The sequence below is a fragment of the Salinimonas iocasae genome (assembly GCF_006228385.1).
In the GTDB taxonomy this organism is placed as follows: domain Bacteria; phylum Pseudomonadota; class Gammaproteobacteria; order Enterobacterales; family Alteromonadaceae; genus Alteromonas; species Alteromonas iocasae.
Genome location: NZ_CP039853.1, coordinates 307,984 through 330,889, shown reverse-complemented (window position 1 = coordinate 330,889; position 22,906 = coordinate 307,984). Strand labels below are relative to the sequence as shown.

Here is a 22,906-nt window from a genome sequence, read left to right as displayed (position 1 = left end):
CCGCCATGGCAGGCTTGTACTTCACAACTAAACTTTGGGAATTTTATAGGATTCTGCATCTATGAACTCGAGGCAGGTAACGTCAATTACTCTAAGTGAGCCACCACTGTCACCGCCTACTAAGAACGCTTTAATTCCAAGAGATAGAGCGTAGTCGTATTTCCTTTTTTCTATATCCTGCTCAGTCAATTTTTGTTCTGATTCAGCTTTCCCAATTTTGTCGTACTCGGAGCGGTCGAAATCAATAAGATCGTTTTTTTCTCCTTCAAATGAAACAATTTCATCTGCCGTGATGTTTGTTAGGCGATATCTATTTATGAATAGCTCTACAAGCTCATCTTTAAGATGCTCCTGTCTATCCTGTGCAACTCTAACTTCCGCTTTTTCGATATCAGAACCCTTTTTCTTCGTAGTTAGGGCCACCATTTCATTATGTTTAGCCGACCTAGCATTTTTCTCTGCAAGGCGTCTAAAAAGAGTAATGCTGAATCCGTATCCATCTACTCCTGACTTACCTTCAGCATAATGAGCTATAGGGTCTGGGTTTTCAATCACAACATTAGAGCCGTGCATTGAGATTGCATCAATATAGTCAGTCTTATCTGGTGCTTTTTGCGACACGTTATTTCCTCATAATCAGTTAGTTACTAGATGGAGGCTGCTAACGGCCCCTTCAAGGATTAGTGAGACTGCTAGTAGTTTCTCCCTAAATTGCCAACCTCCCCAGTCATGCAACGTTAATCCTGTACCCAATAGTCATGGACAGGAGATAACATGCGAACAGATATTCCAACAGTAAATGCCCGTGGTTCTAAAACCGTCATGGGCTTTGTCATGGACGCAGCCGCTGATGCAACACGTGATATGCCTTTCCCATCGGAGCAAGCGCGTCACGCGTGGATTGAGTCCCATTTTGACCAACTACTAAAGCAAGGAAGCCGAAACTTCTGCGCAGCCGGTAATGCTCGACTGAACCTAACAAGATTTGCCAGTAATTAATTTTCAGCCCCCATGGGCATTCTCCCTTGGCCAGCTATTCGCTGGCCTTTTTTATGCCTGCTCCCGCCTTGCCCCGTTGCGCTATCGCTTCTCGGAGCGCGGCTTCACACACACCCTGAAAATGAATAAAAAGCGCTTAAACTATGCATGACTGCATAAATGATAGGTTTTCCCCGAGCCGGTATCGCTGAAAAATAGATATTTATTCACTCGAGCCAACCAGGTAACGATTTTTTTCAGTGGGATAGGAGCCCCGGCGCGAGATAAACCAACTCTTTGCGATAATGAACGACTGATAAAACGATATTTAAAGTGGTTTAGAGGTAAAACAATGCCCATTCCTTGTTAATTGCCGATTAGAGCATTCATGACACGTTACTCCCATATCCTTTGAACAGACCGGAGTACCAACATGGATTTTGCTGCACTACCTGATAAAACCCTTGAGAAAGTTCACCCAAGCTTGCTGCTGGATTTCAGCATGGGCAATAAGCGCAGTTCCCGACCAGAGAAGTCTCGCAGCGAAATGCGAGAAAGCATCCGTAGCCACGGCGTTTTACAAAACCTGATCACGCGCCCCCATCCTACCGAAAAAGGATACCTTGAACTGCTTGGTGGTTATGGTCGCCGTGATTTGGCGCTGGAACTTGAATTATCAGAAGTGCCAGTGCTGGTAAAGCAGGTAGATGATCGTGAAGCCTACATAATCCATTTACAGGAAAACACCATTCGCAGCGACCTGTCTATTGTAGATGAAGGTCGTGCAGCACAGGAATTTAATAGCCTGTACGGGGGGGACCGCCAGTCAGTGTCAGATGCGCTTAACTGGCCGCTAAAGAAGGTTAATGAGCGTCTTGAATTAATGAAGTGTACCGACAAGGTACTAGATGCGCTCAGTCGAGAAAAAATCACTGTTGGTCATGCAATGGCAATAGCGCCATTTTCACATCAAGGTCAGGATAAACTTATTGATGTGGTATTAGCACAAGGCTGGTCAGCAAAAGAGTTAAAGCTACAAATCGGCGCAAAGCAAACACCATTAAGTATTGCTAAGTTCGATAAGGGTGAATGTAATAGTTGTCCACATAACACCTTTCACCAGATGGGCTTGCTCGATGATGTAAGCACCGAAGCAAAGTGCGCCAAAATCACCTGCTTTCGGGAAAAAACGGCTGAGTGGCTTGCAGGTATTCGTAAGCAAGCGGAAGAACGGTTCGGTAAGGTGCTATACCTGTCTGAATCAGCCCAAAAAGACCGTAGTACGGTCAATGCTGATGTGGTGGGGGAGCAACAATATAAAGACGGTTGTACGCCCTGTGAAAAACGCATAGTGGTTATGTCAGACGTAACGGGTAAAGAGGGTGAACTGACCGAAAACCAGTGTATCGACAAAGTATGCTTTGCCAAGTGCCAGCAGTCTTTATCAAAGGCAGAAAGCGCGGCTATGGCATCAGCTAACGTGCAGGAGGTTGCAAAAACCGACCCTGCAAAAGCTAAGAGCATGGCAAAATCTCAAGCGAAATCCTCAGCCCAAAAGTCTGAGTCCGGCACCATCGGCAACATGGCCCAGGAACATCATAAAGCATTGTTACGCCAAGCAAGTGCAAGCCACTTTGCAAAAAACAATCTGCTTAAAAGCGCATTTATGCTTGCTGCGCTGGTGGACTCAACTGGCTATAGCGGTAAAGAAAAAAGCCTAACAGGTGGATTTGGTTCAGTTGTCCAATACGCATACAAAAATCTTGATATGCAAACCATGCAGGAGGAAATGCTTGCGGCTATCAGTCACGGTATGACTGAAAAGGATAATTTAAGCGGCTCTGATGCAACAAATCTGATGATTGAACTACTCAAGTCTGAGCCAGAACACGCTAAAAGTGTCGCGGTTAAGGCATGGGAGCCTAACGAAGCCAATCTGAAAATCTTCACCACACAGCAAATTATTGAAGTGGCTAAAGATGCCAATGTTCCCGCCACTATGAACGCCAAAGAGGAAGGTTCCTTCACCAAAGCCACTAAAGGCAAAAAAGCGGATTTGATTAAAACGCTGGTGGAACTTGACCACGATTACTCTGAATTTGCACCAAGCTGGTATCTGACCCACGTTACTCAGTAACGAATACAGGCGGGGGAGTCACCCCCCGCCAAACTTTAAAAAGGAATAGTAATGTTTACTGAACTGTCACAACTGATTCATAAAGCCAATCTGAAACAATTATCACTCTGCGTTCAAGATGGTGGTAACGGCAAGCTGAATGTCGTGGTAATGACTGAAAACAATATTGGTGATGCCGCCGATCCGAAATTACGCGCAGCTTTGACTCAGCCATTGAAATTAACTGCCAGCGCCGCCGATTTGGATGATGGTTTCATCAATCATCTGAATACCTTCTCTGAAAGCTACGTGGACACCACTTTAAAAGCCAATACCGCACAGGCCACGCAAAGCATGGCGAATGCCAGCGCCCCTGCCAAGCAAGAAGAACCAACTGATCCGGTAAGTGAGGCTCTTGGAGAGGACGCACAGCCTACCGACACGCCAGCCGCATCATCCATTGCAGATTTAGATTTAGATTAACAGGAGCAAAGACCATGACAGCATTTATTCAAAGCACGCCGCTTAAACGGGTTTTCAAATTAGGTTCTCTGGAAGTTGACTGCGAGTGTCCGAATGCAACATTTGAAGAAAGCATCAAAGCCATTCGAAAAAACTATTCGTTTTTCCGGTTCGGTAAGATTTATGAGGACGATGGTGTTGTTGAGGACGACCGCATTGTTTACAACCTGCCTAAGCTGCCACCTAACAGCAATGGCTAAATCTGATGCTAATGGGCCAGCCACCGCCTTTCAAGCGTGGCAAACCGCGCTGGAAAGTGACAACGCAGCTTTCCATGAGCATCAGTTCATTCGAATGGAACTAAAGGAAAAACGTCGATGTCAGTTACCGTTGAGCGCCCTAGAGCAGATACCAACTTCGCAGAAAAGCCCCTCACCATACCGAGTCTGCCTGATGTAAGGCCGTTCGGTTATGAGCTGGTGGGGCAGCAAATAACGTTTGATAGTGACGCACAGCACGTATTGGCACCAGTTGAAGGTTGCTCCCCACTGCTTGAGAACCTCAACGCGATTGAATCTTACTTAAAGCCTTACTTTGAGGTTTCCCACACCAGTCATGATGAAGCTATTGCTCTGCTAAATACGCTAAAAAAAGACAGCGATTTTGATGCATTGCAAAACGATGTTTTTGAAGCAGCAAGACAATCCCTTAGAAAAGTGCAAAACGCATTGCTGGACAGTATTGCAATGGTTCCACAGGCCATTGAAACATTGACAGGTGAAGTACCAGCTTTCAGATACGATAACGTTAGCATTGGGTTGTTTGATAGAAATGAGAGCGGCTTTTATGGCGAAATTTCTGAAACCGCCCCCACCAGTTGCGTTTCAATCGAGACAACTGAGCCGGTTTCTTGTTTTTTGTTATACGCTGAAAAATTAGATCCCAAAACACGCAAGTTCTTAGCAGCTATAGCACTTCATATAGCCTGTCAGTGTGAAACCACACCCGTACCTCATGCCTTTGGCTGTCATGACTGGACAGACGATTATATTACTTTGACAACTGAACAGGCTTTACAGCTTGAAACTTATGCTAAGCAAGATGCTTGGAAGCTTGATTCATTTTCACAGTGGTTTCGCCAGCTAAAGCACATTATGGGTGATGCGATAAGTGATTTAACATCAATGATGTTTGATATGCACATGATGGACTTAACGGATATTCCAGATGGAGACTTTGATGAGACTGAGGGCGAAACAGGTGATTTTTTGCAATCCTACAGAGAAAGCGCGTCCGAATCACTAATGAAAATCGTCCTTCAGTCCGGTACTGACTATACCGGCGGCGAAATTGATGAAGTGTTTCTTCAGGATTTGCAGGACTGGCGCAGTTCGCCACATTGTCAGCATACCGTAGTGGTGGACAAGCTAATCGCTGTTGCCACGGTAATTCAAGAGCACCTGCCGCAAGGGGGAGACGCACTTGAGTCGCTAACTGATATAGAAGATTTTGGCGTAGGGTTGCTATATTCAATGCCCTCAATCGATGCTTGTTACAGAACGAAACAACTCATCAATGAACACGCTCAATATCAAATGGAAACCTGCGAACAGTGCATCTTTGAAGCTGACTGGACTGACTCAGATTGGGTCGAAAAAGCACAGCGTTACCTTATCGGCTGGTGGTTAATGAACTATTTAGAAACCATCATGGAGTCGTACAATGCTAAACCCTATGGCGCACAAACCGAATCTTAAACCACAGGCTGAGGTGCCCGTTCCTCAAAAGGCTATCGTTTTATACGGGCACGACGACAATTACCAAGACTCCACCAGCCAATATGCCACTATCCATGATATAAAAAATGGTCAGATGCAAGCAGGGCGCTTGACCGACATAGCCAATATCCGGCGCACAATCTCTCGCAGAGCCAACAAAAGCGTTAATCAGCCTGCAAAGGTTGATTTAAGGTCACTGATTGCACCCGATAATGTGCTGGTGGACACCCCCAACTTGCTGGTATGGCACACCCCCAAACAAAAGCGCGATATGTGGTTCAATGTCGGCAAACAAACACCGTTAAAGGTTTGGTGGCCGAGTCTGGTTTTTGCTGTTAATCCTGGGAGTAATTTCAGTGCTTTGACCGTTTATGCCAAAGCGACCAATCAGCGTCCATCCACTCAGACAAAGCTATATCATGCACCGCTGATGAATATCAGTGGCGGCTCATTATGTCAGGGGGGCGCAAGGGTTCCTGCAAAAAGAGATTTCACAACGTTAAATGAAATGGAAGACACCTTATTCGATTCTTATTTTACTCACACTAATTATAGAACTAACCGCTTTCGTTCTTACTACCTCGATAATCGCCAACATGTGCAGTTCTGGCAAGATAAAGAAAAGGCCGATGCCCAAGTAAAAGCAGGGGAAATGCACTTCGCCGGTACGTTCGGTGAATGGCTGACCAAACACGCACAAGGAATCCGTTAATGAGCTTTATCACTCCTACTTCATTTTTTAATAAAACCGTGAGAATCACTGTCATCGGTGCCGGTGGCACAGGCAGCTACTTGCTTAGCTACCTTGCACAAATAAACTATCTGCTACGCATGGTCGGTGGCGAAGACTGCCCCTTGCAGGTGCATGTATATGATCCCGATACCGTCAGCGAAACCAATGTAGGTCGGCAAAATTTCTGGCCTATGGACATTGGAATGAATAAGGCTGATGTGCTTGTTAACCGTATCAATATGGGTTTTGGCACCAACTGGAAATCACACGCGGTGGCTCATGATATGAAACCGTCCGGACGGGCTGACATTGTAATGACATGCTTAGACAGTGCCCAAGCAAGACACAGCTTAGGTAAAGCCTCTCAGGATTTTTATGGGGGCGATACACTCTGGATAGATGGTGGTAATGGAGCAAAGACCGGACAGGTCATTATGGGGCATTTGGGTCGCAGGTCACAAAGCCGCTTGCCTAATCTTTACGATCTGTATGGCGACCTGCTGCTTGATAGCCCCGAAGAATCGGCACCGTCATGCAGCCACGCTGAATCCATCCGTAGACAGGATTTTGGTGTTAACCATACCACAGCGTTCTACATGGCCAATCTTGTCTGGCAGATGCTCAGGCATGGCAAGGTAAACTATCAGGGCGGCTTTTTTGACCTTGAGCAGGGTGAGTTAAATCCTATCCATCCTATACCAGATGTTTGGGCCGCATTTGGTTACTCAGGCAAAAAAGACGACGCCTAAACCAATTCAATATCGAACTTCCACAAGGTGATCGACTTCCTGTAAGTGGTCACCTTGCAAGCCCCAGGGGCCCCGATTCGCTATCGCTGCCGGGGCGAGAATTCAAAACTAAAAATTTCGTATAACAAGGGAAGCATAAGCTTCCCTTGTTTAAACTTTATTAGGTGACTTTATTTTATATAAAAAATAAATCCAACCCCCGACAAGAGTCAGCAAGTTTAGAGCGACGGTATAAAAGCCAACAAGTGATGCATTTTTAAACTTCGTTTTCAAACTTATTACAGTAAGAAGCGACAAAAGCATACTAAGAAGATTTATATAGCCTATCGTGGTCAAATTTATATCCATAGTATTCAAACCTTTTTAAGCGCTGTTTACGATTTTCTTTTACAGGTAACCCGCTTTGTAACTGTATCCATATGACAATCTATGATTGTCACACTACCATTCGGAATAGTTGAAGTGCTGACGCCCGTAATAATATAGTTATGACGATTAGCAGCGCCGTTATAAAGTTGGAAGGTAGACTTGTCTGTTTTGAAAAGACCTTCTAGGTCAGAGCTCTTTGAACCAATTGTATTTCCAAGTTTATCCGTGCCCTTCAAAAACTTGAAGCGTAGTTTCCCTTCATGGTCAATACCTGTTAAAGCAAAGTCGGCATTAGATCCATCAGCGAACTTCACAGTTATAGTTAAATTTACATTCACTAAGGTCCCGAAGACTGAGAGTAAAGAACCAAAATAGTTACCTACCATCTCATTCCAAGTTTGATTATCTCTATAGTAATTGATGACTTGATTCTGCGCCAAGCTGTTAGCAGGCATTTTCCAAGCGCTATCAGCTATGTCACCTGGTATATCTTTAGAAGTATCCACAAAGCTTGTTACTGAGCGTTTGACCCCCATCGCGTCTTTGAATGTGTAATAAGAAGTATTATCTACTGCCACTTCGCCAACAATAAACACAGACGGCTCACCGTAACTGGGGTTACCTGCTTCATATCTTACTCTAAATTTTTTGATAACCTCCGTGTTTGTATTACTGACATAGATATAACTGGTTCCGGAAATAAGCTGAGCATTAGCTTTAGCATTATTGAGAAAATCAGTAGTAGTATTGCAGCTTTTGCAGTCGACTAGTTTAGCCTGTGATTGAAATGCAATAAAACAAACTAGATATATGAGGTGTTTAAATCTTAAACGCATAAAAGTTCCTTTTACATTAGTATTCCGACAAGCAACATTGCATTGTGGTGATGGAAATTTATTCACTTATGCGAACTCAAACCAACAAAATTTTTTCACCCTTTAGATAAAAAAATAGAAAAAAATTGTTGTTTCAAAATAGTTACACAGAAAAAAGTTAAGTGTCCTTTGATAGGTCTCACCGAAACAAGAATTTTCGGCTTGCTCAGCGCTGCATAAAGCGCATCTTCCATAGCTTCCTTCCTATTTGTGTAATGTCAGCATCGTGACACGTTAACCCCATGAACATTAACAAAAAGGGGGAAGCCATATGACTTTATCTCGCGCTATCTTGACTTGGCTTAAAGACGTTCTCAAAGACTTAGGTCTGGGTTTGTTCGCGCTTGGCCTTAGCGGCTCGGCGCTGGTGGTAGACCAGTCAGTTGCACTGCTGCAACTTTCTGTTGTACTATCCTTCTTAGGTTTAGGAATGGTCGCAGCCTCTTTCGTGCTGGTTGTGGCTTTTAAGGTCTAGGAGGTAGCATGGAAATCACTGTCGATACATCGAACTTTTGGTGGTTGCTTTTAGCACTTTCAGTTGCCGGAACAGCTATCTTTTCGTTTATATACTCTCAGCGACATAAGTTGGAAGAGTGGGGCCGTAAACACATGCACGATTGAAGAAGCGCCAATAGGCGCTTTTTTTGTACCTGAATTTCCCGCCAGCCCCCTTACGCTATCGCTTTAGGCGTCTTAAAGGTATTTCAACTAATTATTCCAAAAATCAAAATCGTTATACTGCTTTGGGAAGCCTATATGAGATGGATCTATAGCGGGATATTCACTAACTAACCCTTTCAGTCTTTCAGCCCAAGAAGTGTCTGGGCTAACCTTGCGTAATAAATAGCTCAACATAACTAAAGTATTATAAAGTTTATTTTTATCACATTTAGTAAATGCTTTTATGAAACTTCTGTCCCCATTTGTTGGGATTTTTAGCTGAAATTGCAAGTTTCTGTTCCAAAGTCTTGAGTGATGTGCACAAATGTTTCTTACTACTGTAAGGTGATGAAGAAAGGACTTTAAAACTTCATGGTTGAGGTTATATTCTTGCGATATTAACTTTAGAATTTCGAGGTTTCTAGTTGAAGAGAATGCTTTGGATAACGAACCAAAGCTCATTACTTCGCAACATATCCAAATAGCAGGAGTGGCTTCGTTATACTTTTGCATCTGCTCTTTAATATAAGACTCTTTAGTCCGATTAAGCTCGCTTAATAAAGTGGAAAGAAATTGTAAATGAGTTTTACCTTTGCCAAAGTTGAAGTTTCTAGGGTTTAAATGTCCGTGAGGCCCATTTATATGAGAAAAGTTGTATGCCCAGCTAGTCCTCAGTGAAACCTCTATTCTTTCCACAGCCTCCAAAATCAATATGCGTAATTCACGGTCAAAGACATATGTTTGTAATACGTCTTCAAATCGAGTCCCTTCATAGAACGTATGATTCTGTTTATTCTCTAGAAAATACCAAGCGTATACACCAAATCTGTAGTAATTAATGTGAGATAAATAGTGTTTCGCACTTGCTCTGTCTGAAATGATTAAGCCGCGACTTTCCAGTTTTGAAAGTTGCTCTTCAAAGGTGGTAGGTGATTTCCGAAAATCCATTTTTATAAGCTCCAGAAACAACGAACCCCTCGCAGGGCGCTGTTCTGATGGGTAGCGGGAGGGGTGTTATTGTCTGTAACAATAGTAGCTGAAAGCCATCTTGTAAAGAACTATTTTAAATCGTGGAGTGGTGGTAGCAAGTTGTATGGTGCAGAGATTTGATTCTCTTTGAATTGCAAACTCACCTGCATATAGCACGTTAGTCCTAAGTTCAAAGCACACTTAGGAATCACACAAATGAATACTTTCCCAGCCCTTTCAAACGGAACTACCGCTCTCATCTGAAATGAAGATGGTGGATGCGAGTACTTGGGTACCCCTTAAACTAAAGAGCAAGTTTCCGATGTACGCAAAATGTTTGCCGGCGACACCATCATGGAACAGCTTGGCATGGCCCGTTACGCCGGATTCATCTGATCCGGCCTTAACGGGAGTCACCAATGACAGATGTTCAGATAGAGAAGCGGCTTGCACAGCAAAAGCGTAGTCAGGAGCGTGCGCGTCAACGCCAGATAGAAAAGCAGCGCAGTCCAGAATACCGCGCCAAACAGCGCGAGAAGCAACGTGCTACTGCTGAAAGGCAGCGGGCAAAGGCACTGGCCAACAAAGATAAGCAGTTGGAAAAGGCCAGAGCGCAGGCAAAGGCGCAACGTACCAGAGCCATTGAGCGAGCTGAGCTGAAAGGTCCTAATTCGCCAACACGCAATAAACCCATAAAGTTTAAAGGTATGGCAGGCAAAGCCCGCACCAAATCTGACATGTCGCTTCACGATAAATTAGGGCAGCTCGGCTGTATCTGCTGCATCAATGCTGGTCTGATTCAGCCTTTCTCCGGCTCTCCGGTATCAATCCATCATATCCGAGGGCGAACCATTACAGACGCTCATAAGTATGTGCTGCCACTGTGCGCATGGCACCATGACACCCCCGTACCACAAGATTCAGGAGTGAGCTCAGACATATTCCCTATTCACTCAAAGGGAAGTGAAGGTGGTCGAGTCAGGTGGGAAGAAGTAAATGGTAAGCAGCATCTATTGCTGGAGCAGGTGATGGAGCTGGTCGGAGAAGGTCATTATTAGCAAAATGAGTGGGGCTTGTGAGCCCCACTCATCAAAGGCTAATCACGTTTATCATTTATGAAATCATAAACTTCTTTGTAGTTAGGAATATACCAGAGTTTGATATCGCTTTCTGAGGCCGTCTGAATGTTGATATCAGCTACACCTGCCTCTTGCTGGCCAATTGATTGATGAAGCGACATAGAAACAATATCAGAGTATTTAAAGCTTTTTGTCGTAATGCTCATAAGACCGCTGGTGGCGCTAACTGTTTTGTCACCCAAAACGTATTCTGATTTATTCAATGCTTTCTTTGACATCTGGTATATCAGCGCTAAACCCACAGCGGGTCCCAGAATCAAAGCAAATATGCCAACTGCAACTAGGGACACTTTATAGTCCACTACTTCCTTGAGAACATATGCCGTAAGTAAGCCTAAAGGAAAGCCTGGTACCCATGCGAAAAAAAGGACAGGTACGACGATCATTGGTCGAAGAAGAAAGGCTCTTAATGAAAACCGGGGGTTAATTTTTTTATTCATTCCATTGACCATTGTTTTTATAATGCCCGGAAATTTACCCTAACATTCAATACTAAGCAATAATCCCATTATGCAAAACAGTGCCTAAGTCTTTAAATTATCAAAGATTATCAGTAGGTCTAACTTCTGCCGTTTTTGCTCACTCCGGTCAACTTGTCACATTTAACCCGTATCCAAAGCTCAGCACAAGGAAATAATCATGGGCGATTCATTCACAGCATATTTAAATGGCCACCCTTTTTGTCCTCTCAGCCGAACCGGCTCTTATTGCGCTAATTTAATGCAAGCTCGCAATGGCGCAGAGCGAGTACTTAGCCAATCAACCGCAGTTCGCGTGGATGTATTTCGCAATGGCGCGTTCAAGGGTGAAGTCAGACGCACTCGTTTGCCGTTTTCAAAAGAAAATACTTACAGTTACACCGGCTACGTGTGAGCTGGATATAACACTATAACGAAAGAAGGAATTTTCTATGATTGATGGTCAGGCAACACCATTTGGTAAACCACACTTTCTACCCACGCAGCCTAATGATGAAAAGCTGAGAACCACCATTCAGACGCTTGAATCTCGCTTTGTCGATATAGTAATTGCCATGAACGGGCTACCAATGTTGATAGAAAAGCATGTTAGCAATGTCATGGCATACCGGCATGACAAGAAGAAAAAATACGAATAATCCATAAGTGATAGTGAAAGGGGGGTAGTTATCTAGACTCAAAAACTAGCAGGGTTTTAGTGCTCAGCTCTTTGGTAAGTTTATTATAAAGCGCGCCTTACGCTCTCTTGGAATATTTCTATCATCGGCTAAGTCGTCGATCATAATGTTCGGGACGATTTGATGGGAAAAATAGAAGCCAAGTTTGATGAACCATTGGCGAAATGCTTGATTTGAGCAAGTGAAAAAAAGACTTCATTCGATTCCACCTAGATATTCGATAGATACAACTTTAATTACAACGCGCGCAGGATATCAATCAACTTGCCTATTATCCTTCTAGACGTTAGGTTAAACCATATCCCACGAATTTCATAAAAATCATAAGGAAATGATTAATGGAGCAGTTCTCCCCCTCGGAAATGAAAACTATTCTGCACTCAAAGCGTGCGAATATGTATTATCTTGAGTACTGCAGAGTTTTGGTAAAAGACGGGCGTGTAGAATACGTTACCGATGAAGGAAAACAGTCCTGTTATTGGAATATTCCTATTGCCAACACTACCACGCTGTTACTCGGTAATGGCACATCAATTACTCAAGCGGCAGTACGTGAATTGGCAAAAGCGGGTGTATTAATCGGCTTTTGTGGCGGGGGGGGAGCACCATTATTTTCAACTAATGAGGTCGACGTTGACGTCAGCTTCTTTAGTCCACAAAGTGAATACCGTCCAGTAGGCTATTTACAAAATTGGGTTTCGTTCTGGTTTGATAAAAGCAAGCGACTGCAGGCCGCAAAGCTCATCCAACAACATCGTATCAAATTCACCCGAGCTCAATGGCTTAAAAATAAGCAATTAAAAGAAGCAAAGTTCACGGTTGATCCTGATGCTTTGAATCAGGCGCTAGTTCAATTTGAGCAACAAGTTCAAAGCTCAAAAGATACACAAGCACTGATGCTCAGTGAAGCACGTTTGACAAAAAATTTGTATAAAATCATCTGTTCGGTCACAGGTTACAATGATTTTTCCCGAGTGAAACAAGGGGCAGGAACTGATTTTGCTAACCACTTTTTAGATCATGGTAATTATCTCGCTTATGGATTAGGGGCCACGGCAACCTGGGTTCTGGGGCTGCCCCATGGGCTATCCGTTTTACACGGTAAGACCCGCCGCGGGGGATTAGTATTTGACGCTGCTGATTTAGTTAAAGACGGTGTCGTTTTACCACAAGCGTTTTTGAGCGCGATGAACGGAGATAGCGAACAAGAATTTCGTCAAGCCTGTATAGCCGCTGTTCGCCAGAGTGAAGCGCTGGATTTTATGATCGATAGCCTCAAGGCTATCAGCGATAAATGTAGCGCCTAGTATGAATATTTTATTGGTATCGCAGTGTTCAAAAAAAGCTCTCAAAGAAACTCGTCGTGTTATTGATCAATTCGCAGAGCGGGCGGGCGACCGAACGTGGCAAACGGCTATAACGGAACAAGGCTTAGTTACGTTACGAAAATTACTCAAAAAGACCGCGCGACGAAATACCTCTGTGGCATGTCACTGGATTCGGGGGAATAACCGAACGGAATTAAAATGGCTGGTGGGTAATCCGCGTCGCTTTAACGAATGGGGCACTGTTCCAACCAATATCACTGGGCGAGATATTTTGCGTTCTGGCGATGAGAATAAATGGCACACCGTAGAAGATATCCGAATACTGGCGGGCATTGCGGCGCTGTTTCATGATTTCGGTAAAGCCAATAAAGCCTTTCAAGACAAGCTTAATCCTAACAACAAAACTCAAAACTATGAGCCTTATCGTCACGAATGGGTCTCCGTGCGGTTATTTGAAGCCTTTGTGCTCTATGCGACTGAAGGAGTGAATACCAATGAACAAGACGCCGCATGGTTAACCATCTTAAGTGATTTGCCAGATGACATAGAAAGCAAGGTCATGGCAAACCTTAAAAAAGACGGAATCGACAAAAAAATCTATTCGCCATTGAGTTTACTTCCACCTGTTGCCAAAGCCGTTGCCTGGCTCATTCTCTCTCATCATAGATTGCCAGAGCCTTCAGATGGCAATACAGATTATGAGAAGTATCCAGAATCATTAATGGACGATTATATTGATGCAAGTTGGAATTCTCCGCAATGCGGTAACCAAGATTGGAAGCTCTCTGAGATTGAAGCTGTTTGGGCTTTTCAACAAGGCTCGCCATTTTGTAGCAAGGTCTGGTGTGAACGTATTAGCCGTATCGCATCGCAAGGTCGTAAGCGTTCACAGCTGCTAACTACAGAGTGGCTGAACAAGCCTTTTTCTTTGCATCTTGCACGCTTAGGATTGATGTTGGGCGATCATTATTATTCGTCGCTAAAATCTACCGGCTTGAAAAGCCCATGGCACGATAATAAAGGCTATAAAAAGGTATATGCTAATACCTGGCGCGAGCGTGGCAGCCGAGATAACGGAAAATACAATCAAACCTTAGATGAACATTTGATTGGCGTGTACCGTCATAGCCATCAAATAGTACGGTCTTTGTCCTCATTAAAAGAATCCTTACCTGTCATTACTCGACACCCACTATTAAAAAAACGCACACCAGACAGTCGCTTTGCCTGGCAGAATAAAGCCTACGAGTTAGCTGTCAGTGTTCGAGACAACGTTAAACAGCACGGCTTTTTTGGTATCAATGTGGCGTCTACCGGCAAAGGTAAAACCTTTGCCAATGCGCGTGTTATGTATGGCATTGCTGACGAGAAAAAAGGGTGTCGATTCAGTGTGGCGCTTGGGCTTCGCACGCTCACTCTGCAGACGGGGGATGCTTTTAAAGAGCTACTGCGACTGGACGATGAAGATTTAGCGGTTCTTATTGGCTCAAAAGCAGTGAAAGACTTGCATGAGCGGGTGCAAACCAAGCAAGTGTTAGCAGAAGAAAGCAAGCAAGATGCTTTATTGGGTTCTGAATCGGCCAATGACTTTAGTGATCGGGATAGCTACGTTAGTTATGAAGGGATGCTAAGTGATGGGCCCTTATCGCGTTGGTTAGAAAACGCCCCTCAAAACAATAAACTGGTCAATGCGCCCGTGTTGGTGAGCACCATTGATCACCTAATGCCATCAACCGAAGGCAGCCGAGGCGGCAAGCAAATAGCCCCCATGCTGCGCTTGCTGACCTCTGATTTAGTGCTGGATGAGCCTGATGACTTTGGTTTGGAAGATTTGCCTGCATTGTGTCGACTCGTGAATTGGGCTGGCATGTTGGGATCTAACGTATTGCTTTCTTCCGCTACCTTGCCACCTGATTTAATTCACGCGTTATTTGATGCGTACCTCGCCGGTCGTAAACACTATGAAACTTCAGTTAGTGTGAACCCGAGTCGCACGCCCAATGTAGTATGCGCCTGGTTTGATGAATTTCTTAGCGATTCTATCCAGGCGAGTAACTTATCTGTATTTTCTGCCCATCATCAAAAACTCATGGCATCGCGTGCTGACAAGCTCTTAGGGCAATCGATCAAACGTCTTGTGGCGTTGGTTGATTGTGACGATAAGAATGGTAGTGATGAGCAAGGGAATGGCGAGATTGTCGAAGCTACGGTGATTCAAGCCTTATCTAATCGTATTCACCAAAGTATTTTAGCGCTTCATAACGATCATCATCACCCGCATCCATATTTATCTGCAAAAACCAGTTTTGGCCTCGTGCGAATGGCTAACATTAATCCCTTGGTCGCGGTTGCTAAATCCTTGATGAACAAGCCAAGTCCAGACGGCATTCAGATTCACTATTGTGTTTACCACAGCCAGTTTCTCTTATTGCAGCGTTCTGCGATTGAACAAATGCTGGATACGATATTAAACCGGAAAGATTCTAACGCCATTTGGGGGCAACCTAGCGTGAGTAACGCGCTAAACGCTCACCCAAATGACCAGCATATTTTTGTTGTATTAGGGAGTCCAGTCACCGAGGTGGGGAGGGATCATTCCTATGATTGGGCGGTCGTAGAGCCGTCATCGATTCGCTCTCTGATTCAATTGGCAGGGCGAGTGTTACGGCACTCCGACGCCACAGTAGATAACCCTAATATTCACCTGTTGAATCAAAACATACGGGCAATGAAAAATGAAAAGGCTGCCTATACCAAGCCAGGCTTCGAAAGCCCTGAGTTTTTGTTAGAAAGCCACAAGCTAAACGATTTGGTAGAGGTAAGCGAATACCAGACCATCAGCGCCTTACCACGCATCCAGAAGCGAAATAAGTTAGCACCAACCAAGCGTTTTGTGGATTTAGAGCATGCGGCGCTGCATGCTCAGTTGTGGGGAACGGCTAAAGAAAACGGCGAAGCGTTTGCCAGCTTATGGTGGGAAAAGCCTTGTCATTGGACGAATCACCTCCAACGCAAGTTACCATTTCGTCGTCATACGCCGGATGAATCTTATTGTTTCTATTTAGACGAAGAATACGAGGAACCCACCATGCATCGCTGGCACGAAAGCGGTGAGCTAAAAGCCGACGACAAACAACATTTTCAGCGCGACCAACAGCCAGCTTTTGCCACAGGCGTACATAACTGGGCGAAACACTTTGATTATCAAAGCACATTGATTGCGTTGGCAGAAGCTCTCAATAGAGAACTCAGTGAGACATCTATGCAATTTGGCACTATTCGGCTACGAAAGAACGACGAAGATAATGTGTGGCAACAGAGTGAAGTATTGGGTTTTTACAAACCTTTTTAGCAAAAGGAATAAAACGTGGAGAAGGGAGGATAAATGGAACGCGAAGAAAGAACGCTATCAGAAAAGATCCGCGATTATATCGACAGCCGCAAGCGGGATAAGCTGGAAAAATTCGATAAGGATACGCAAAAAGGCGTGAGCGCTGCATCGACTGAAGATGTCGCCGCTTATGAATTGCAGCGAACAGCGTTACGAGTTACCGAAGAAGGCCGTTTCAAACCAGTGAATTGGCTGAGTGACGCGGCAAACCGTGCTAAGCAATTACAGCTTGTAACGCATGCTCTGAAATTTACCCATTCTGATGCTAAAGGAACAAGTTTGTTTGCAAATGCTAATAAATCAGCGTCCACATTTATTTCTACCTCAAGTATAAACAATCCAAAGATTGATGTGGTGGGCAACGCGGCGGCACTGGATGTGGGTAAGTTGCTTTTGCTTGAAAGTGATAATGGCAAACTGCTGGCAAATTTTGTTCAGCAAAATGACATGTCGCCCTTTGAACCGTTTGCAGAATCTAAAGCACAACTAAATGACTGGTTGGGTGGCTTTAAATTGGCGGTGACGGCCAAAGATCCCACCTCCCATAAATTAAGCAAGCAACTCTACTGGCCAGTTGATGATGATTATCATCTGGTGTTGCCACTTTATGGCACGTCACTTTCTCAGGAAATATTTGAACGCGTCCAGTATGCGCGCTTCTCAGAAGAGCAAAAAGAAGCTCGCGCAGCGCGTCGCAGTGAGAAAATGTCAGACATTGCTACCATTGAGTTTCAAGATATTGCGGTGCAAGGCTTTGGGGGCACCAAGCCGCAGAATATTAGTCAGTTAAATTCTGGACGTGGTGGGCGAGCATTTTTATTAAGTAGTTCCCCCCCTGCCTGGCAAAGTCAGCAAAAACCACCGCTAAAGGTAAAATCTATCTTTCGAGGACCGTTTTCGCGCCGGGTTTACGGGCAAATTATGGGCTTGAAAAAATTTTTGGTTGCTAATTTGAATAAACGTAGCGATATGAAAATCCGTACAGAGCGCGCGCGTCGTATTGAGGATATTGTTGATCAGTTAGTTGCCTACGGGACCGGCGTTAGAACATCTTCACCAGGTTGGTCCTCTCTTCCAGATTGTCATTTACCCCTACACCAAAAGCTTTGGCTAGATCCTAAGCGGCGAGACTTTGATAAAGAATTTGAAAACGAATTTGATAAGAAAGAATGGCAAGGTTTGGTCGCTGCGGATTTTTCTCGTTTCTTAAATACCGAGTTGGAGAAAAATTCTGATATCGCCACAGGCGATGTAGAGTTTATGCAATGGAAAGTTCTTACCGCGCAAGAGCTCCGGCTGGTAAAAGACGATGTAGAGGAGGCCTTTTAATGGAAAAGCTTTTGGTAATCAGACACCTTCAGGTGGAAGCTGCCAATGCCATTGCCGGTATTACATGGGGCTTTCCGGCCATGACCAGCTTTTTGGGATTAACCCATGCCCTGCAAAGAAAAGTTCAGGCAGGGATTTCGAATAAAATCACGCTGTCAGGCTGCGCGGTGATCTGCCACGCCAGCCAGGTACAGGCCCATAGCAATAATATGAGCCGTGAGAACTACTTTGCCCTGACCCGGAATCCATTAACCAAAGACGGCAGCACCGCGCCTTTTAATGAAGAGGGCAGAATGCGTATGGATATCTCTCTGCTCATTTTACTTTCGGGCCCTACGCCGCCCATGTTCGAGGATGAACTTGTTGAATTTATTAAAAGTGCATTACTCACCTCTAGAGTTGCGGGCGGCAAGGTGAAGCAACTCGGTGAAGTAGAACTTATCAAGGATATAGGCGCGATAAATCGAGAATCTGGCACGCGAAAATCATTCTTACGCAAACTGTTACCAGGTTTTGCTCTGGTTAGTCGTGATGATGTACTTCAATCGCATATCGAAGAAAGTCAAAAAACGCCTTTAGATGCATTGTTGGATTTCAGCATTAAAAGAATGGCCGCCCAAACAAAAGGCGATAGAGCTGAATGGCGTACAGAGCGCCTCGATTATATTGGATGGCTTAAACCAATCATGGTTGGCTACCAGGGTATATCGGATTTATATGAGGCCGGAGAGGTAGGTCATGTACGCGACCGCACTTGCCCCGTACAGTTTGTTGAATCGATTTATTCACTGGGTCAATGGATCAGCCCTCACCGGATAAGCGATTTGAAACATCTTTTCTGGCAACAGGAATATCACGCAGACAATGCACTTTACCTTTGTAAAAACAACTATCAGCCTGACGCACCTGCATCATTGAGTAGCGAAACAGACTAAACCATTAAGGAGAAATAGCATGGCAGCAATAAAAACCGCATCAGTCTTAGCATTCGAACGTAAACTGGCAAACTCAGATGGCTTGTTGTTCGCTGGAAACTGGGCAACGCCAGACGGTGAATGGAAACCCATAACGTTAAAAGTAAAGTCGGTGCGCGGGACCATTTCTAATCGACAGAAAAATACCATTTTGAAGGATCCAGCAAAGTTAGATCAGGAAGTAAATAAAGCGAACCTGCAAACTGTCGATACCGCCGCATTACCCTTTGATTGTGACACATTAAAAGTGGTATTTAGCTTGCGGGTTTTGGGTGATTTAGCTACTCCTTCTGCGTGCAACAGCCCTGAATATCAGGAAGTATTACGCAGCACAATTGAGTCATACATTGAAGAACAATCGTTTGATGTATTAGCGCATCGCTATGCGTCTAATATTGCCAACGGCCGCTTTCTTTGGCGTAACCGTGTAGAAGCTGAAGATATTTCTGTTCGTGTCACGCAGACAAAAAAGGACGGCGATACGACGTGGGTATTCAATGGCTACGATCTCGCGCTTCGCAATTTTGATTTTCAAAGCGATGATTTAAAGGCCTTTGCCAAAGAGGTGCAAAAAGGGTTAACCAGTGATGCCTTTGCCTACTTCCAAGTTGAAGCCTTCGTAAAATTGGGCGAAGGGCAAGAAGTATTCCCCTCGCAAGAGCTTGTTTTAGATGGTAAGTCAGATAAAAGCAAGGTCTTGTATCACGTTGACGGTATCGCCGCGCTACATTCTCAAAAAATTGGCAATGCCATTCGTACGGTAGACACATGGCATCAAAGTGCGGCGGAGGTAGGTCCGATTTCGGCAGAACCCTTTGGCTCGGTTACCAGCCGGGGTAAGGCGTACCGTAATAATAAAGACGATTTTTATACGTTATTTGATAAATGGATGGAAAAAGGGCAAGCGCCTGAGCTGGACCAGCAGCATTATGTGATTGCTAACCTTATTCGTGGCGGCGTGTTTGGCGGCAAATCGGACACGTAAAAGGAAGGTTTATGGACCATTATCTAGATATTAAAATTTTAGAAGATCCAGAATTTACGGCTCCAATTTTGATGAACGCACTGTTTAGTAAACTACACCGAGCGTTGGTGGCCGTATCCGATAACGATATTGGTGTAAGCTTTCCTTCGGCAAACAGAAGCACTCTAGGCAAACAACTGCGAGTACATGGTACTAAAGAGCGTCTGGAACAATTGGAGCAATTTCCCTGGCGTAAGGGGCTGGGGGATTTTACTAATGTAGTGGGTATTAATAAAACGCCGGATACCAAAGAGTATTGGTTGGTGCAGCGGATGCATGTTCAAAGTAGCCCGGACCGACTTCGCCGCCGGGCGATGAAGCGTCATAGCTTGACCTACGACCAAGCCGTTGAACGGATACCAGACAGCGCTGGAAAGCGGCTTGACCTACCTTTCATCCGAATTAAAAGCCGATCGACAAACGGCCAGCAGTTTCCTTTATTTATTAAGCAGACGCTGTTAGCGGAAGTGAAAACCTCCGCGATATTTTTTTCGAAGTACGGACTAAGCGCCACAACACCTGTACCGAAGTTTTAACCCTTTTTCTAAGTATCAACCACGAAGCCTGTACAACGGGCTTTCTCTTGTTCATTAAAAAAAGGGTCATTTGGCCAGAATCCACTCATGTTCTTTAACAATCAGTAAGATAGTGGTATTTTTTTCTACTTAACCGCCGCACAGGCGGCTTAGAAATATATCCGCCCAGTTCATTGAAATTCCCCTGTCTTAACCGCCGCACAGGCGGCTTAGAAATGAAAGCCTTTACCGGCTCACAACAAAGATACCTTAACCGCCGCACAGGCGGCTTAGAAATTGTTCGTTAATAAACAAAGGGAGTAAAAAAACTTAACCGCCGCACAGGCGGCTTAGAAATGCAGGCAATGCAAAACAAAGGGCGCACCTGACTTAACCGCCGCACAGGCGGCTTAGAAATAAAGATGCCAGCTTTGATGATATTACCCTGGCTTAACCGCCGCACAGGCGGCTTAGAAATGACCGGCTCACAAAAGCAGCAGGCTGAGGAACTTAACCGCCGCACAGGCGGCTTAGAAATTACAAGCAATCATGCAACAGGTGGAAATAGCCTTAACCGCCGCACAGGCGGCTTAGAAAGATGAGTCTGATAATTCCATTGAAGATAGTTACTTAACCGCCGCACAGGCGGCTTAGAAATTAACGGCCTTGAGCCAGCTGACATGATTGTTCTTAACCGCCGCACAGGCGGCTTAGAAAGACCCGCCCGACACCAGGCGCACGGGTTTACCCTTAACCGCCGCACAGGCGGCTTAGAAAAGCACGTAATGGTTTAAAAGGGAGCCATCCGGCTTAACCGCCGCACAGGCGGCTTAGAAAATCATCGTATTTAACGAGAATCTGACGCTCAACTTAACCGCCGCACAGGCGGCTTAGAAAGTGGACGCATCCAGAACCGGCGCACCGTGTCGCTTAACCGCCGCACAGGCGGCTTAGAAATATAAATTTTCGGCTGATGCGTGTAAGCCGTCCTTAACCGCCGCACAGGCGGCTTAGAAATATAAAGATGGCATGAGCGAAGATGAGGTAAACTTAACCGCCGCACAGGCGGCTTAGAAATCGACGTATCCGTACCCGTTCCAGGCTGAGCGCTTAACCGCCGCACAGGCGGCTTAGAAATGGTTGCACCATTCGCGCCCCACACGTAGCGCCTTAACCGCCGCACAGGCGGCTTAGAAATGGTAACCATTTAACATTAACGACAAAGCCCGCTTAACCGCCGCACAGGCGGCTTAGAAATGCAAGGAAAGTTGCGCGCCCTCTGCGGCTACCTTAACCGCCGCACAGGCGGCTTAGAAAACTATGGATGGTGATCGCTTTTTCTGTAGCGACTTAACCGCCGCACAGGCGGCTTAGAAAGACGAAATCAAGATCCGGGGCTGGTTTGAAAACTTAACCGCCGCACAGGCGGCTTAGAAAAAATCACCCGGCCCGGCACACCAACGCCCGCCCTTAACCGCCGCACAGGCGGCTTAGAAAGGCGCCAAACGTTACATGATGCGCTTACGATAAGACGCTACAAACGCTAAGGCTGATGCTGAACGAGAGGCTGCCACCGAAAGCCTGGCAATGGCAGAATCTGTACTTCGCCATTTGCGCAGTACGTATTTTGGTATTGAAACTTAATTGTTTAAAAGTCAGTAAGGTTTTGAGGTTTATGCGCTTAACTTTTAAAATCTCACTCAGGAGTGTATACTATAACTATACGCACAAGGATTATGTTTTGATTGTTAGTTTTAAGTCATCTGTTTTACAAGAATTTTTTGAGTCTGGTGACGTTACATTACTTCCCTCAGCTTACGTTTATGAAGTTGCGGAGGTTCTCGAGTATCTGGATGCAGCGATTCAGATCACAGACTTGGAGCTATTAGGTGGTTTTACCATTTATGAGTACCAGCCAGACAACTGGTCAGTAACAGTTACCGTAAACAGCGTTGAGCCAGTTGGTAGTGTAACGTGTATGTTTATGAATAGTAATGCGTACGATGTCGACTTGAATCAGTACGATTAGGAGGCACTATGTCAATTAAACGTAGTCGAAATTTTCCATCTACCCATCCTGGGACGGTTTTTAAAAGGCGAGTTCTTGACCGCCACGAGATAAGCATTAAAGAAGCAGCTGAGAAGTTACACGTAACCCGCGCCCACCTTTCGCGATTCGTTAACGGCAACGTAGGTGTAAAAGTCGACTTTGCACTTCGATTAGAGAAGGCCAGTGGTATCAGCGCTCAGTTTTGGATGAACCTTCAACAGGCCTATGATTTGCATATGAAGCGTGATGAAGTCATAGACTGTGAAGAGTTGTACGAATACGCCTAATTCGCTTTGTCATTTAGTTAATAA

The 22,906-nt window shown here is 44.9% G+C and carries 24 protein-coding genes and 1 CRISPR repeat array; of the genes, 19 read left to right on the top strand and 5 right to left on the bottom strand.

Translation table 11 applies throughout. The features are described 5' to 3' along the window. Window positions 1-27: 27 nt before the first annotated feature. Window positions 28-621 (bottom strand): hypothetical protein, encoded by a 594-nt coding sequence (locus tag FBQ74_RS18780; protein WP_139758253.1) that lies wholly within the window; start codon window positions 619-621, stop codon window positions 28-30. Window positions 622-774: 153 nt separating this feature from the next. Here FBQ74_RS18780 and FBQ74_RS18775 point away from each other — a divergent pair, with 153 nt between their 5' ends. From FBQ74_RS18775 to FBQ74_RS18745, 7 genes are all read left to right on the top strand, one after another. After that, window positions 775-999, top strand: a complete 225-nt coding sequence (locus FBQ74_RS18775) for a hypothetical protein (protein WP_139758252.1) — start codon at window positions 775-777, stop codon at window positions 997-999. A gap of 412 nt (window positions 1,000-1,411) precedes the next feature. Further along, the gene (locus tag FBQ74_RS18770) at window positions 1,412-3,115 is read left to right on the top strand and encodes a ParB/RepB/Spo0J family partition protein (RefSeq protein ID WP_139758251.1); all 1,704 of its coding nucleotides are present in this window, start codon (window positions 1,412-1,414) and stop codon (window positions 3,113-3,115) included. A 51-nt stretch (window positions 3,116-3,166) separates the two neighbouring features. Continuing rightward, window positions 3,167-3,577, top strand: coding sequence for a PRTRC system protein E (locus FBQ74_RS18765; protein WP_139758250.1), 411 nt, complete (start codon window positions 3,167-3,169; stop codon window positions 3,575-3,577). Between the two features lie 14 nt (window positions 3,578-3,591). Further along, on the top strand, window positions 3,592-3,816 hold the full coding sequence (locus tag FBQ74_RS18760) for a hypothetical protein (RefSeq protein ID WP_139758249.1): 225 nt from the start codon (window positions 3,592-3,594) through the stop codon (window positions 3,814-3,816). A 117-nt stretch (window positions 3,817-3,933) separates the two neighbouring features. Beyond that, window positions 3,934-5,313, top strand: a complete 1,380-nt coding sequence (locus tag FBQ74_RS18755; protein ID WP_139758248.1) for a hypothetical protein — start codon at window positions 3,934-3,936, stop codon at window positions 5,311-5,313. Next, on the top strand, window positions 5,279-6,046 hold the full coding sequence (locus tag FBQ74_RS18750) for a PRTRC system protein B (RefSeq protein WP_139758247.1): 768 nt from the start codon (window positions 5,279-5,281) through the stop codon (window positions 6,044-6,046). The genes FBQ74_RS18755 and FBQ74_RS18750 overlap by 35 nt, the downstream gene beginning before the upstream one ends. After that, window positions 6,046-6,816: a PRTRC system ThiF family protein gene (locus tag FBQ74_RS18745; RefSeq protein ID WP_139758246.1), complete on the top strand. Its 771-nt coding sequence runs from the start codon at window positions 6,046-6,048 to the stop codon at window positions 6,814-6,816. Before FBQ74_RS18750 ends, FBQ74_RS18745 begins: the two co-directional genes overlap by 1 nt. 374 nt (window positions 6,817-7,190) lie before the next feature. Here FBQ74_RS18745 and FBQ74_RS18740 read toward each other — a convergent pair whose 3' ends face one another. Together FBQ74_RS18740 and FBQ74_RS19035 are read right to left on the bottom strand one after the other, a co-directional pair. Further along, window positions 7,191-8,021, bottom strand: coding sequence for a hypothetical protein (locus tag FBQ74_RS18740; protein ID WP_139758245.1), 831 nt, complete (start codon window positions 8,019-8,021; stop codon window positions 7,191-7,193). A gap of 95 nt (window positions 8,022-8,116) precedes the next feature. Further along, window positions 8,117-8,254 (bottom strand): hypothetical protein, encoded by a 138-nt coding sequence (locus FBQ74_RS19035; protein ID WP_168190733.1) that lies wholly within the window; start codon window positions 8,252-8,254, stop codon window positions 8,117-8,119. A 77-nt stretch (window positions 8,255-8,331) separates the two neighbouring features. On the opposite strand from FBQ74_RS19035, the gene FBQ74_RS18735 reads away from it, so the two are divergent. After that, on the top strand, window positions 8,332-8,535 hold the full coding sequence (locus FBQ74_RS18735) for a hypothetical protein (RefSeq protein WP_139758244.1): 204 nt from the start codon (window positions 8,332-8,334) through the stop codon (window positions 8,533-8,535). A gap of 233 nt (window positions 8,536-8,768) precedes the next feature. On the opposite strand, the gene FBQ74_RS18730 is transcribed toward FBQ74_RS18735, so the two are convergent. Further along, complete coding sequence (locus tag FBQ74_RS18730; RefSeq protein ID WP_139758243.1) at window positions 8,769-9,668, bottom strand: Abi family protein; 900 nt, start codon at window positions 9,666-9,668, stop codon at window positions 8,769-8,771. Between the two features lie 440 nt (window positions 9,669-10,108). On the opposite strand from FBQ74_RS18730, the gene FBQ74_RS18725 reads away from it, so the two are divergent. Then, window positions 10,109-10,747 (top strand): Ref family recombination enhancement nuclease, encoded by a 639-nt coding sequence (locus tag FBQ74_RS18725; protein ID WP_139758242.1) that lies wholly within the window; start codon window positions 10,109-10,111, stop codon window positions 10,745-10,747. A 38-nt stretch (window positions 10,748-10,785) separates the two neighbouring features. Here the strand turns inward: FBQ74_RS18725 and FBQ74_RS18720 are convergent, their stop codons facing one another. Then, window positions 10,786-11,268 (bottom strand): PH domain-containing protein, encoded by a 483-nt coding sequence (locus FBQ74_RS18720; protein ID WP_168190732.1) that lies wholly within the window; start codon window positions 11,266-11,268, stop codon window positions 10,786-10,788. 199 nt (window positions 11,269-11,467) lie between these two features. Between FBQ74_RS18720 and FBQ74_RS18715 the strand changes: the two genes are divergently transcribed. From FBQ74_RS18715 to FBQ74_RS18670, 10 genes are all read left to right on the top strand, one after another. After that, window positions 11,468-11,701 carry a hypothetical protein gene (locus FBQ74_RS18715; protein ID WP_139758240.1) on the top strand — a complete coding sequence of 78 codons (234 nt, stop codon included), beginning with the start codon at window positions 11,468-11,470 and terminating at the stop codon, window positions 11,699-11,701. A 37-nt stretch (window positions 11,702-11,738) separates the two neighbouring features. After that, on the top strand, window positions 11,739-11,945 hold the full coding sequence (locus FBQ74_RS18710) for a hypothetical protein (protein ID WP_139758239.1): 207 nt from the start codon (window positions 11,739-11,741) through the stop codon (window positions 11,943-11,945). A gap of 377 nt (window positions 11,946-12,322) precedes the next feature. Continuing rightward, window positions 12,323-13,291 carry a type I-F CRISPR-associated endonuclease Cas1f gene (cas1f, locus tag FBQ74_RS18705; protein ID WP_139758238.1) on the top strand — a complete coding sequence of 323 codons (969 nt, stop codon included), beginning with the start codon at window positions 12,323-12,325 and terminating at the stop codon, window positions 13,289-13,291. A 1-nt stretch (window position 13,292) separates the two neighbouring features. Further along, window positions 13,293-16,664: a type I-F CRISPR-associated helicase Cas3f gene (gene cas3f, locus FBQ74_RS18700; RefSeq protein WP_139758237.1), complete on the top strand. Its 3,372-nt coding sequence runs from the start codon at window positions 13,293-13,295 to the stop codon at window positions 16,662-16,664. Between the two features lie 33 nt (window positions 16,665-16,697). Beyond that, complete coding sequence (gene csy1, locus FBQ74_RS18695; RefSeq protein WP_139758236.1) at window positions 16,698-18,032, top strand: type I-F CRISPR-associated protein Csy1; 1,335 nt, start codon at window positions 16,698-16,700, stop codon at window positions 18,030-18,032. Next, window positions 18,032-18,967, top strand: a complete 936-nt coding sequence (csy2, locus tag FBQ74_RS18690) for a type I-F CRISPR-associated protein Csy2 (protein ID WP_168190731.1) — start codon at window positions 18,032-18,034, stop codon at window positions 18,965-18,967. The genes csy1 and csy2 overlap by 1 nt, the downstream gene beginning before the upstream one ends. 19 nt (window positions 18,968-18,986) lie before the next feature. Beyond that, window positions 18,987-19,991, top strand: a complete 1,005-nt coding sequence (csy3, locus tag FBQ74_RS18685) for a type I-F CRISPR-associated protein Csy3 (RefSeq protein WP_139758234.1) — start codon at window positions 18,987-18,989, stop codon at window positions 19,989-19,991. Window positions 19,992-20,002: 11 nt separating this feature from the next. Then, window positions 20,003-20,566, top strand: a complete 564-nt coding sequence (gene cas6f, locus FBQ74_RS18680; RefSeq protein ID WP_139758233.1) for a type I-F CRISPR-associated endoribonuclease Cas6/Csy4 — start codon at window positions 20,003-20,005, stop codon at window positions 20,564-20,566. Window positions 20,567-20,694: 128 nt separating this feature from the next. Then, window positions 20,695-22,042: direct repeats of the CRISPR family, unit length 28 nt; unit sequence CTTAACCGCCGCACAGGCGGCTTAGAAA. 244 nt (window positions 22,043-22,286) lie between these two features. After that, window positions 22,287-22,574, top strand: a complete 288-nt coding sequence (locus tag FBQ74_RS18675; protein WP_139758232.1) for a hypothetical protein — start codon at window positions 22,287-22,289, stop codon at window positions 22,572-22,574. 8 nt (window positions 22,575-22,582) lie between these two features. Continuing rightward, the gene (locus FBQ74_RS18670) at window positions 22,583-22,882 is read left to right on the top strand and encodes a HigA family addiction module antitoxin (protein WP_139758231.1); all 300 of its coding nucleotides are present in this window, start codon (window positions 22,583-22,585) and stop codon (window positions 22,880-22,882) included. Window positions 22,883-22,906: the final 24 nt, after the last annotated feature.